Raw genomic sequence first — 9,978 nt, forward strand, 5'->3', positions numbered from 1 at the left:
GCTAAACGCGCTAACTGCGATAGTGAGATGAATGCCTGCCCGTTCGGCTTAGAATAGAGCGGGCATCCACGTAGCGACTGAGAAGATAGGGAAAGCCTGGCCGTAACCGCAAGGGCAGCCGCTACCTAGATGCGAAGATTCACGAATTGAGCGTGAGAACAATGAATGATTAAACGAACCTATTTCTATTCGGCAACACAGCGCACCAAAAGCGGTGCATACGCCTGGTGGCAAGGGACTTTGACGGTGACATCCTGGCTTCCCTTGCCCGCTGAAAATCTTGTTAAGCTAGCAAAGGAAGCGGCAATAGAAGGTCTTGATGGGGTTCGTGGCCCAGAAGATTGGCATGACGCCAGCCCTAGATTGGTTGCACTAAACAAGCTGTAAAAGGAACGCTTATGACCGACACACCCTACGAAGCGATTGGCCGCTGCAAAGTGTTACGCGAGCAAATCAATACACTGGAAGCCGAGCATTTTCGCCATATCGAAGCGCTGACCGCGTTGCTCGATAGCAGCAAGCGGCTAGCCAGCAATGTCGTTTACGAAATGGACACGGAGCGCGCGCACCAGTTATTGGCTAAAGCCGATGAAGCTAAAACCGCTGCGCTAGAGGCCGTTCGCGAGCTCAACCGCTGGGCATTGCAAGCAGGCGAAGCGCCTATTAAGGCAAAGCGACCCGGATAACGGGCAGCGCAGTAACTGATGACAAGCCACCCAAATGCGGTGGCTTTTTGTTGCCCGCCTGCTGCGGGCTTTTTTGGGCCTGTTATATGGCCAAGGAGATCGTATGGCGAAAAAAACAACTACCCCAGCTAAACCGGTCGGCGCGCTAAGTCAGCGAGAGCGTGAGCGGCAAATGGATGAGGGCGCTTCAGGTCGGTACCGGCTGCGGCTCGCGATTGATCAGTTCCGCGCCGATCTGACGCTACAACGGCAGCTTAAAGAGGTTTGGCATGAGTAAAGCTACCGGCGCAGCAATCGCAAGGGTCAAGGAAATCGACCCTCAAGAAGTTAGAAAGCAATTTAATTACAACGCCGAAACTGGCGAGCTTATATGGCGAGAAAGAGACGTTAACGCCAACCGGCACAATGCTAAGTGGAACAAAAGGTATGCCCATAAGCCTGCTGGCCACGTACGCGAATCCTCTTCAAGGTCATATATAAACGTCAGGTTCATGGGATCTGACTATGCAGCACATCGAATCATATGGGCATGGGTTACCGGTGAAAACCCGCCCTGGCAGATAGACCATGAAGACGGCGACTCGCTTAACAATGCGTGGATAAACCTAAGAGACGGAACCGGCTACATCAACAATAGAAACAGCAAGCTGCCCAAAAGCAACTCTTCCGGCTTTGTTGGGGTTGTATGGAGCAAGCAGTCTAATAAGTGGCACGCTCAAGCAAAAACAAACGGCAAGGTAAGGTTTTTGGGTGCCTTTAACGACATTAATGAAGCCGCTGCTGTATCTAAAAAATTTAGACTTGAAAATGATTTTAGCGAGCGTCACGGGGAACGGTCCTGATGCTCGCAGCACCTTCCACAAATACCAGAAGACCGCTTTTGCTTATGTGCAGACTGCGGTCTTTTTTATAGCACAAACCCATAGGTGAGCTGACATGCGAGTGAAAACACTTAGCGCTTTGGCCTTGGTGATTCTTGGCCTGGGCATGGTACTGGCGGCAAATCTAGGTGCTGCCGATAAAGAGAGCCTGCACCGGACGTATTGCGCCGAGGTAGCTGTTTGGGCTGCTGAGGAAGCGCGGGGCATTGGCCCTAACGACCGCACCGGTCATCCCGATTACCGTGGCATTGCTGAAGACCACTGCCCCGGCATGCGGTCAGCACCATGATGAAAGCGCGCATTGCAGGCATACCCTGCCAAGTCAGCGTTATCAACTATGAGCCCGCTACCCGTGGCGGCCCAGATGAGCCACCGAGTGGCCCTGAAATAGAGTACACGGTCTACGATCTTCGCAGCCGCAAGGCGGGTTGGCTGATGGCGAAAATCACCGACGAAGATGACCAAGCCATTCTTGAGCAATACGAAGCCAGCCTTCAGGCCAGTCGTGACGAAGCGTCCATTGACGCTTACATCGACTCACTAGAAGCCCGCGCCTGGGCATAAAAAAGGCCATTAATGATGATAGAAATAGATATCGAAATGGCCTCTCGCTGCCTTACATACAAGCCCAAAACAGGAGAGCTTGTGTGGAAAAAAAGGCCAGCATCACACTTCAAAACTCAACGCGCTGCATCTATCTGGAATGCACGGTTTCCGGGAAAGGTAGCCGGAAACAAAGAAAGAGCCGGAAGCACCTGGGTAATACGCGTAAAGCTAAATGGGCGGAGATACAAAGCCCACCGTATAGCCTGGGCTTTGAAGACCAAAAGTCAGCCGCCTGAAGAAATCGACCACGAAAACCGCGATGCAACAGACAACAGGTGGGTCAATTTAAGAGATGGCTCTTTGCTCAACCATGCCAATAAAAGCCTCCAGTCAAATAATACGTCTGGGGCTTGCGGGGTTAGGAGGAACAACAAAACCGGCAAGTGGGTGGCAAGAGCGACAAAAACGATAGATGGCAAGAAGCGTTATTTCTGGATAGGAGCCTTTGATACTCTGAATGAGGCAAAAAAAGCCTCTAAAGACTTCCGCAACTCCATTGGCTTTAGCTCAGGTCACGGCGAGCCACAGCCATACAAATAGGCCTCACTCCAGCGACAACTGAAGCGAGACCCCTACCACGATCCGTTACCCACGAATCAAAGAGAGAATACCCCATGACTACTACTGCTGAAAGCGCGGAGAGCATCGTCATTGACGAGCAAGCGCTACAGATTGCTGAGTACAAGCCCACTGCCGTCGCCCTGAAGAAGCTGGCAGACACATACGGCGGGCTGGTATTTGAAGTTACTACCACCAAGGGCATGAATGAAGCCAAGGCCGCCCGCAAAGAGGTGCGCGGGTACCGGACAGCGCTTGAAAACAAGCGCAAGGCGATTAAGGCCCCCGCCCTTCAGCGTTGCCGCGATATTGACGACGAGGCCAAAACGATCACCGCGGCCCTTCGTCAGCTTGAAGACCCGATCGACGAGCAAATCAAAGCGGAAGAACAGCGCAAGGAGCGTGAGAAAGAGGAGGCTGACCGCAAGGAGCGTGAGCGTGTCGAAAAGATTAAGGCCGGGATCGAGTACATCCGTTTAATGCCTGGCAAGTTGATCGGCGAATCAGTGTTAGAGATGACCGCTTCCGCCCACGCCTTGCGCACACATCCCATCGGTGAAGATCGCTTTGCCGAATTCACGCAAGAGGCATTAGCCGCTAAACAGCAGGCCATGCAGCAGTTGGGCAGCATGATCGACGCAGCCAAGGCTCAAGAAGAGCTTGCCGAAATGAAGCGTCAGCAGGCCGAAGCTGAAGCGACGCAAAAAGCGGAAGCCGCCAAGGCTGAGGAAGTAGAGATCCCGGCTCCCGCTGGTACTGAGGCAGAGCAGCCGGACATTGTCGAGCCGGTGACGGCACCTGCTAACCGTCCCATCGAAATGAGCCGTTTAAATGCCGCCGCAAGCGCTGGCGAGCGAAGCCGCACCGTCGTCAGTGTCGACATGGGCGCCCCAGGCGGCGACCAAACGGCCATCCAATCAACTCCCGCACCCAAAGCCGTCAGCCCTAGCGATGCGGTTGACGCTATTCGTGCCGACCTGATTAGCGAAGCCGATTTGTTTTCTTCAGCCGCTGATGCGGTTATCGCTGCCCTCTTAGCGGGTCGCATCCGTCACTTGATCATCCAGGAGTAACCACTATGTCAACGCTAACATTTGCAGACGCCCGCCAAGAGCTGATTGAAAACTACCGTGTTGCCACGCTGGGTATGCCTGAAGAGGTGTGGTTACAGCTTCGCGGGCTGGGTATCGGCGCGAGTGAAGCCGCCGCGGCTGTCGGTGCCAGCGAGCACCGCACCCCGTTCGAGATTGCCGAGCGCAAGCTTGGGCTTGCTGCTGACGATGCAGACGCCAACTATCGCCGCAAAATGAAGATGGCAATGGGCCATGTCATGGAGCCTGTCACGGCGTCACGCTTCGCTGAGTTCACAGGGCTCAATGTCCAGAACTTCAACTACATGCTCGCTCACCCCAAGCACCCCTTCATGATGGCCAACCTTGACCGCCGGATTGTGGGTGTCAGCGAAGCCCAGTACGCATGGATGGAGCTTCTATTCGGCAAGACAGTGAAAGGCCCCGGCGTTGCCGAGCTAAAGAACGTGGAGTTCTCGCAGGGCTGGGGCAAGCCGGACAACGTACACGGCACTGGTGGCCTATGTACAAGCGGCGAAGTGCCAGAAGACTACTTCATCCAAGTGCAACAGCAGCTAGCCGTTAGCGGTTACGAATGGGGCTTCCTTGTCGTCACCATCGCAGGCTGGGAAACACGCTGGTACCCAATCCTACGTGACGATGAGCTCATTGAAGACCTGATCGCGCTGGAGGGTGAGCTTTGGGACACCATCTGTCGCGGCGAAATGCCCGAGATTGATGTTGAGCATCCCAAGGCGATCGACTTGCTGAAGCGCCTTTACCCAGGCACTGATGGCCGCGTAGTTGAAATGAGCGACCTGGAGCACTGGAAGAAAGTGGAAGAGGACGCCAAGGCAGAAATCAAAGCGCTCGAAACCACCGCCAAAACTGCCCGTGCGCAGATCCTGAAGACCATGGGCAACGCCGCTGTTGCAGCTTTCGCTGATGGCAGTTGCTACCGCCGCAAGATCGTCAAGCGGGCTGGCTACGAGGTAGAGCCCACCAGCTACGTCGATTGTCGTGTAGCGAAGATCAGCAAGGCTGAGCGTGAGCAGCTTGAAGCCGATACCGAAAACCAAGGAGAAGCCGCATGAGCCAGCATCAGAACGTAGATCAATTCCAAGCCCCCTCGTCCTCCTCAGGTGGTGAGCCTGCCATTCAGACGCAGGAAGAAATGCAAAACCTTCTCTTCAACCATAACGCTATGAGCCAGCTTTATAACTTGGCTCAAGTAATGGCTAGCGGAAAATCAACGGTACCCAACCACCTACAGGGAAACGCAGGCGACTGTATGGCGGTAGTCATGCAGGCCGCGCAATGGCGCATGAACCCATTTGCAGTGGCTCAAAAAACGCACGTCGTTCAGGGCACGTTGGGTTATGAAGCGCAGCTTGTGAATGCTGTCATCACTACCATGGCCCCAACCACTGGTCGACTTGAGTACGAATGGTTTGGCGACTGGTCGCAAGTGATTGGCAAGTTTATCGATAAGCAGGGGCAGAAAGGCACGTACAAAGCACCTGGCTGGCAATCAAAAGATGAAGAAGGGCTTGGCGTTCGGGTATGGGCGACGATGAAAGGCGAAGAGTATCCGCGCGTGCTTGAGCTGCTGCTTACTCAGGCGCAGACGCGCAACTCCACCCTTTGGGCAAGTGATCCAAAGCAGCAGCTAGCCTATCTTGCCATCAAGCGCTGGGCGCGACTGTACTGCCCTGACGTGATTCTTGGGGTTTACACGAAGGATGAGCTGTCAGATCGCGGCGCAGAGGCTGGCGAGCGAGACGTAACGCCAAAGCCACAGTCAACGCCCGGTGCCCAGCCGCTGCCCAACACTGCCCAGGCGCGAACGCGTGCCAAGCTTGCAGAGAAGCGAGGAGGCAAGGCGCAGCCGAACGAAACCGCCGACCAGCTGCCCGATTCTGAGCAGCAGAGCGCAGGGCCTGGCGGTGAAATTACTTGCACCTACGTATGCGAGATAATCAAGAAAGCCAGCAGCGATGATGAGCTAGCCGAGGCCGCAGACATGGCGCGCCACCTACCCGAAAACGAGCAGCACATTGCCCGCGAAGCCTACAAGGGCCGATTGGCCGCACTGAAACAGCCTGCTCAGCAGCAATAACCCAATTGTAGTCGCACGCGATACCGCAGCGGATGGTCGGGGGTCGCGTGCCTGAAGGGGAATAACCACCGCAGTCTGCGCAGTGCCGGCCTTGTTGAGTACTACCCGGCGTTGGCGCGCCGGATGACTTGACCGCATAACGCGGGAGGGCTGTGAGCAGGCCGTATGCCCTACGAGACAGGGCTTCTAATTCATAAAGCTGACGCAGAGGTTGTCATGGAAATAGAAGCACGGCAGGCGTCACTCTCCACTATGGCAGTAACCATCAATGCGTTACACGTAAACGGCAAGCAGATGACGCTATCCGTTTTCAGACAACTTCCAATTGCACAGGAAGATGAGCATAGCGAAATATGGGGAGTGGTTAAGTATAAGATCAAGCACGAAGGAGAAATCTGGATTGTATTTTCTAAAGCAGGAATTTTAATGAGGCGAGCGCTCTCTTTTGAGTCCAGTAATGAATATTTCAATGAACACATAATAAAAACGGAAGACAAGATAAAGGATGCAAAGCGATCTTCAGCAATGGCGCTAAAAGCTGCCGAAATGATAGTAAACGCAAGAGCTGAGACTCCGAGCTCTTTTCCACCTAAGTGCGTCCTTTTGGCGTGCGGGGGGAGTGAAGAAAAGGCTCACCATGCCTGGGATGACTGGGTTGGCAAAGCATGGGAATCTTCAAAAAGACCTATGAGATGGCTGAGCAGACTGAGCAGTGAAAATCTCCCTCTTTGGGTTGAAGAAGAAAGAGATAGATATAGATCAGAACTTACACCGGATGAAGAAAAGCTAGCATCACACTTTGAGAAACTTTCTTCGCTTTATAAGTTAAAGCAAGAGTCTGCAGAGCGTCAGTTAGAAAAGATTATTTCTAACGAAGCTGATCGAAAAGCTCGCGAACATGAACTTGCCGCAATGCCACAGCTTTTCATCGCTGTTTAACCTACAGCACCTCCACAGCAACAGCGCCCCACCCCGGAGCCACCATCCATGATCGCCATTCACCACGGCACGCCGCAGGCCGTTGATGCGCGCCTGCGCGAAGCTTTTGTAGAGCACGTCTGTTTGGTCAATGACGAGCTGCTAACTGATAAAGAAGACCTGCTAGATGAGAAGGCTGCGCTAGCGGAAGAAAACGACGCGCTGGCAAAAGACAGCATCGCACTAAGACGCCTGAAGCATGAGGTTTACCAGTATGTCTTGGTTGAGCAGAAAGAAATGGCTCACCGCAGAAGAGGCGAAGAAAAACTAGCGCAGCTGAGGCCCCAAGCCGAAGCGCTGCACCGGATTGCAAGCTGCGTTGACGTGCCCGCCGGTGCTGACGTAACCACTGAAACCCTGCCTCGCGTAGCTGCCCACAAAGCCGACAGCGAAACGCTAGATCAAATCAACGCGATTGTTCACCGCTACCCAAGAAACTGTAACAGCGCTGCTCGGTTTGCCGAGATTCGCGCTGTGCTGCTGGGTTCGCACAACAAAAAGGAGTCCAGTAATGAGTGTTGCACTAATCAAGGCGCTTGAAGAGCGTCACCGCCAAGTCAACGAAAAAGGGTTCGACGCTGCCAACGATGATGCGTATGCACCAGGCGTTCTAGCGTCAGCCGCTGAAAGCTACGCCCGCGCCGCTTGCTGGACGCAGGTTCGCACCGATGAACTGCCCCCGCCGCCTACCATCTGGCCTTGGCACGACAGTACGTGGAAGCCCAGCGCTGACCCGAAGCGCAATATTGAGAAGTCGATCGCTCTATTGATGGCTGAGTACGAGCGCATCGTTCGCGCCGAAGCGGCAAGCAAGCCTGAAGAGGTAGACCAGGCAGTTGAAGTATGGGGATCTAACGAAAGCGACCCATTCAACACCTACGCGCTCAGCGAGCTTATCAATGAAAATGGCATTGAGGCTGGCAGCACTGTCTATGTAGGCACGCGCTCCGAGCCGCTTCACGGCAGCATCTACAGCACCGGCGCTTACGATGCCGTTACCGAGCAAATGCAGGCGGCGGCGGAAGGCGATGTTGGCGAGCTCGCAGAGGAATATCCCAACGTAACGCCAGCGCAAGGCGCCCTGCTGAAAGCGTTCATTGAGGCGTGGGCGGACGCTTACTGCAAGCCGAGCTTTTACCTGGTTGAAAACGTCCGAGAGTACGTCATCACCGCCAAAGACATTAGAGAAGCTGGCGACGGCGAATATGAAGCCAATGTGCTGCCCCTAGAAGGAAATCACCATGTCTAAAGAAATCCCTTACCAGCTATCGGTTAATCAGCTTGAAGATGCCCTTGACCACGTTATGCGCCTGGCCAAAGCGTCGCGCTCGCAGACAAAGCGCCTCAAAGTAATCGCCGCCCGGGCCGAAGCTGCGCTGAATGGCGAAGTATATGAAGGCAAAGACCTAAAGCTGTCCGAACCAGCCCGCACGCCAATCAGCTACGAAAATGAGATTCGCGTCACTAAGCGCGAGCTAATGGCCGCTTTGGAAAGAGAGCAGGCGCTGTCAGCAGAGTTAGCGGACATGCGGAATATATGGCTCTCCATAGACGACTGTGAGCAAGGTTCACACGAACAGGAGGTTCTTATAAGCCAAATGTTCACGCTGATTCGCGACAGCCATAACGACACCAGCCAATGCCTGGCCCGCCGCGATCTGCTGAAGCAAGCGGAAGCATTAGAAAGGCTGGTTGAACACCACATTTCAGACGCAGAGATGGCGGCAAAAATAGCCAGTGGAGCCGCTGAGCTACGCCGCCAAGCGGAAGGCGCGCAGCGGGAAGAGGATGCAGTCGCATGAGTATCACCCGCCTTACCGACCTACAGCAGCGCATTAACAATCACGCCACCAACGCCGGTTACCGCATGTACGAAGCCAGCGGCGGGCGCATGTGGTTCGCGCTGAAACACGCCCATCGCGTTGAGCATCGCTTTAGCACACGCGTTGCCGATCGCATGCACAGAATGGAGTTACTTAAATGACGGAAGGTTTTGTATGGCCTAGCGACATGGACCGGGCCGAAAACGAAGAGCTCAATCGCGTATGCGAAGAGCTTGAAGCGGTCGAGGATGAGCGAGCCTCGCTGCTTAGGCAGTTTATGCGCGCCTGCGAAGAGCTGACGGCGATGAAAGCAGAGCTCGTCAATGAAGGTGAAGATATTCCGATCGGCCCGTGCATTAGCCTGATTACCAGGCTCAAGTCGCAGCATGACGCCCTGGCAGCGTTTGCCCAAGAAGGCATTAGCGGCCTGTTTGAAAGCGGCATGGGCTGGGATGCTGATTGCATTGAAGAAAATGCACTCGCTTACGGCTTGATCTATGGCGAGTCCTATGACCCCGAAGGCAAGCACGCCAATAACCAGTGCGAAATAATCGAACCCGGCGATACGCTATTGCAAATGCAAGCCTGGTTAAGCGAAGCCGCGCAACGTGGAGAGCAGAATGAAACAACGCCCGATACTGTTTAACGCTGATATGGTTCGCGCGCTGCTTGATGGACGAAAAACGCAGACGCGGCGCCTAGTAAAGCCAGCCCCTGGAATGGTTACTAATAAAAGCATTGAGCCTTGGGAGGGTGACCCTAAAGCTCTTATGGCCTTGCTTGAGCGCAATAACCGCGGATGCCCTTACGGCAAACCCGGTGATCGGCTGTGGGTACGTGAAGCACATGCCTTGCTGCCGCGCACTGCTTATCGCGCAAGCGTTGGCACCGGGACTATCGAACAGGTTGAACATCCAACAGATGGTTACACCGCTGCTGTTTTTCGTGAAGGGTTCGACCGCTCTGGCGCGCCTAAATGGCGTCCATCTATCCACATGCCGCGCTGGGCTTCACGCATCACGCTAGAGGTCGTCAGCGTTCGCGTTGAGCGGCTGAATGATATTAGCGCAAAAGACGCACTGGAAGAGGGTATTGCGCTGTGTCAACAACCACAGGAAGCATTCCGGCAGCTCTGGGAATCTATCCACAGCCCTGAAGGTTGGAGCGCTAACCCATGGGTGTGGGTCGTTGAGTTCAAACGCCTGGAGGATACCGATGAACGATATCAGCGCATCGCCTCTTAGCTGGCCACCAGGA

Annotated in this window: 17 protein-coding genes; all 17 read left to right on the forward strand. The window is 54.5% G+C overall.

The window, feature by feature from the left end; genetic code table 11:
- Window positions 1-165 precede the first annotated feature (165 nt).
- A complete protein-coding gene (locus tag V8L71_RS08085) occupies window positions 166-387 on the forward strand; it encodes a hypothetical protein (protein ID WP_336273767.1) in 222 nt (73 codons plus the stop codon).
- An 11-nt stretch (window positions 388-398) separates the two neighbouring features.
- Entirely contained in the window at window positions 399-686 is a 288-nt protein-coding gene (locus V8L71_RS08090; protein WP_336273768.1) for a hypothetical protein, read from the forward strand.
- Between the two features lie 103 nt (window positions 687-789).
- Entirely contained in the window at window positions 790-963 is a 174-nt protein-coding gene (locus V8L71_RS08095; protein WP_336273769.1) for a hypothetical protein, read from the forward strand.
- A complete protein-coding gene (locus V8L71_RS08100; protein WP_336273770.1) occupies window positions 956-1,528 on the forward strand; it encodes an HNH endonuclease in 573 nt (190 codons plus the stop codon). The genes V8L71_RS08095 and V8L71_RS08100 overlap by 8 nt, the downstream gene beginning before the upstream one ends.
- A 94-nt stretch (window positions 1,529-1,622) precedes the next feature.
- The gene (locus V8L71_RS08105) at window positions 1,623-1,856 is read left to right on the forward strand and encodes a hypothetical protein (RefSeq protein WP_336273771.1); all 234 of its coding nucleotides are present in this window, start codon (window positions 1,623-1,625) and stop codon (window positions 1,854-1,856) included.
- The gene (locus V8L71_RS08110; RefSeq protein ID WP_336273772.1) at window positions 1,853-2,131 is read left to right on the forward strand and encodes a hypothetical protein; all 279 of its coding nucleotides are present in this window, start codon (window positions 1,853-1,855) and stop codon (window positions 2,129-2,131) included. The genes V8L71_RS08105 and V8L71_RS08110 overlap by 4 nt, the downstream gene beginning before the upstream one ends.
- 12 nt (window positions 2,132-2,143) lie before the next feature.
- Window positions 2,144-2,713 (forward strand): AP2 domain-containing protein, encoded by a 570-nt coding sequence (locus V8L71_RS08115; RefSeq protein ID WP_336273773.1) that lies wholly within the window; start codon window positions 2,144-2,146, stop codon window positions 2,711-2,713.
- Between the two features lie 74 nt (window positions 2,714-2,787).
- On the forward strand, window positions 2,788-3,804 hold the full coding sequence (locus V8L71_RS08120; protein ID WP_336273774.1) for a hypothetical protein: 1,017 nt from the start codon (window positions 2,788-2,790) through the stop codon (window positions 3,802-3,804).
- A 5-nt stretch (window positions 3,805-3,809) separates the two neighbouring features.
- Window positions 3,810-4,895 carry a YqaJ viral recombinase family nuclease gene (locus V8L71_RS08125; protein ID WP_336273775.1) on the forward strand — a complete coding sequence of 362 codons (1,086 nt, stop codon included), beginning with the start codon at window positions 3,810-3,812 and terminating at the stop codon, window positions 4,893-4,895.
- Window positions 4,892-5,920, forward strand: coding sequence for a RecT family recombinase (locus tag V8L71_RS08130; protein ID WP_336273776.1), 1,029 nt, complete (start codon window positions 4,892-4,894; stop codon window positions 5,918-5,920). Before V8L71_RS08125 ends, V8L71_RS08130 begins: the two co-directional genes overlap by 4 nt.
- Window positions 5,921-6,085: 165 nt before the next feature.
- On the forward strand, window positions 6,086-6,859 hold the full coding sequence (locus V8L71_RS08135; RefSeq protein ID WP_336273777.1) for a hypothetical protein: 774 nt from the start codon (window positions 6,086-6,088) through the stop codon (window positions 6,857-6,859).
- 48 nt (window positions 6,860-6,907) lie between these two features.
- On the forward strand, window positions 6,908-7,438 hold the full coding sequence (locus V8L71_RS08140) for a hypothetical protein (RefSeq protein WP_336273778.1): 531 nt from the start codon (window positions 6,908-6,910) through the stop codon (window positions 7,436-7,438).
- Window positions 7,410-8,147, forward strand: coding sequence for a hypothetical protein (locus V8L71_RS08145; protein WP_336273779.1), 738 nt, complete (start codon window positions 7,410-7,412; stop codon window positions 8,145-8,147). The genes V8L71_RS08140 and V8L71_RS08145 overlap by 29 nt, the downstream gene beginning before the upstream one ends.
- On the forward strand, window positions 8,140-8,700 hold the full coding sequence (locus tag V8L71_RS08150) for a hypothetical protein (RefSeq protein ID WP_336273780.1): 561 nt from the start codon (window positions 8,140-8,142) through the stop codon (window positions 8,698-8,700). The genes V8L71_RS08145 and V8L71_RS08150 overlap by 8 nt, the downstream gene beginning before the upstream one ends.
- Window positions 8,697-8,882, forward strand: coding sequence for a hypothetical protein (locus V8L71_RS08155; protein WP_336273781.1), 186 nt, complete (start codon window positions 8,697-8,699; stop codon window positions 8,880-8,882). Before V8L71_RS08150 ends, V8L71_RS08155 begins: the two co-directional genes overlap by 4 nt.
- Window positions 8,879-9,367: a hypothetical protein gene (locus V8L71_RS08160; protein ID WP_336273782.1), complete on the forward strand. Its 489-nt coding sequence runs from the start codon at window positions 8,879-8,881 to the stop codon at window positions 9,365-9,367. Before V8L71_RS08155 ends, V8L71_RS08160 begins: the two co-directional genes overlap by 4 nt.
- Window positions 9,342-9,965 carry a hypothetical protein gene (locus V8L71_RS08165; RefSeq protein ID WP_336273783.1) on the forward strand — a complete coding sequence of 208 codons (624 nt, stop codon included), beginning with the start codon at window positions 9,342-9,344 and terminating at the stop codon, window positions 9,963-9,965. Before V8L71_RS08160 ends, V8L71_RS08165 begins: the two co-directional genes overlap by 26 nt.
- Window positions 9,966-9,978: the final 13 nt, after the last annotated feature.

The sequence above is a fragment of the Vreelandella indica genome (assembly GCF_037070225.1).
GTDB classification, from domain to species: domain Bacteria; phylum Pseudomonadota; class Gammaproteobacteria; order Pseudomonadales; family Halomonadaceae; genus Vreelandella; species Vreelandella arctica.